2 protein-coding genes are annotated in these 1361 nt (G+C 34.6%); both read left to right on the top strand.

Annotated features, from left to right (window positions below):
- The first annotated feature begins 43 nt into the window (after positions 1-43).
- Complete coding sequence (locus M72_RS14135) at positions 44-367, top strand: hypothetical protein (RefSeq protein WP_261291841.1); 324 nt, start codon at positions 44-46, stop codon at positions 365-367.
- A 212-nt stretch (positions 368-579) separates the two neighbouring features.
- Positions 580-1361: hypothetical protein (locus tag M72_RS14130; protein ID WP_055068683.1), on the top strand; the 782-nt coding region annotated here is incomplete at its 3' end.

Below are 1361 nucleotides of genomic sequence, written 5' to 3'. Positions count from 1 at the left end.
TACGATTAATGGATGTTTGGGCACTGTGACAAATCAGAGTTATATGATTGATGCAAACGGAAATATTATAGAGACAGCATCTTGTACAAATGATCCAGATGGGAAAATAGCGAAAGAGAATGCTGAACGAAAGGCAAAAGAGAACAGAGAAAAAGAGGAAAAGGTAAAAGAAAAAAGAGCTGCTAAAAAAGCAGAGGAAGAAAAAGCTGCAAAGAAACGTGCAGAAAAATCGGCAGAAGGAAAAGAAACGGGTGATTATACCTTATCCGTAACTGGTAATGATGTAAAAAGTATGACACAGAGCCTTGTAGCAGAATCTGTGAGTATTTCTGCACCTGATAGATCAAGTTTTGATATTAAGGCATAAGAGGATTCGATAAAAGGAAAATATCAAATTGGTGCATTGGATGGCATCACCAGAGAGTAGAGTGGCAGAAAGTCAGTAGATATAAATCGTTTTATTGGTTCATTGAGCAATGACAGTGATGTAGATTACCTGAAAATAGATGCAGGTTCTTTGACATCGAGCAAGATAGATAAAGAAGTATAGAAAGTGTGGACTAACTTAAGGAGGTTGCTATGAAAGTTCAAGGAAATAGGTATATTAATAATCCAGAAATGATAAAAAATAAGGTTGAGAAGAAAACAACTGTTCCTCAGAATATTATTTCGGAGGATGATGTGAAAATCAGTGATTCAGCAAGAAAGTTAGTTGAGACTGCTCGTAATAAGGTATCGGATTTTCATACAATGCATTTTTCATCTATTATGGGAGAGATAAGAGAGATACCAGCAGAATATAAATGTGAAAATTTATTCAAATTAGATTTGAAAGCAACTTCCATTTCTGGAGAACAAAGTGCGTTTGAAGGCTGTTCGGAAAATCAGTCAGAGGTTTTTGAAAAATGGCTGGACGAAAATGCTTCTGAATATTTGACAGAAGATGAAATGAAAGATTTAAAAGAGAAGATTAATGCAATGACAGCAGATGTAGATTCTTTGAATGCTCAGGAGGGATATAGAGGAACTTCTTATGAATCTGTATTTTTGTTAAGTGCAAGTGAAGCGGGGCTAAGGAAAGTAAATGAAATGTATGTTCCAGAGCAATTACAAGCAGGTTTTTCAGACATGATTGACGAATATGTTCATTTTAATGATTCGGCACGTAATTCTATCATGGAGAGAATGACACCAGATTACATGGTTGTTGGAATTGGAAGCAAAACAGAATCTTATAAGTACAAGTCAGAAATAATCTCAGATGAGACAGCTTTTTATACAAATGAGAAGAAAGAGATAAGTGGTATCTGCAATCAGTTTTTAAATGGTAAAACAGATCAAAAATTATTTTGTAATGAGAT

The organism is Roseburia faecis (assembly GCF_001406815.1).
GTDB lineage: Bacteria > Bacillota > Clostridia > Lachnospirales > Lachnospiraceae > Roseburia > Roseburia faecis.
This window is presented reverse-complemented; position numbering and strand designations above follow the sequence as displayed.

What these genes read in the sequence shown, in the direction of transcription:
- M72_RS14135 (WP_261291841.1), top strand. Translation starts at nt 44, where the DNA reads ATGATTGATGCAAACGGAAATATTATAGAGACAGCATCTTGTACAAAT.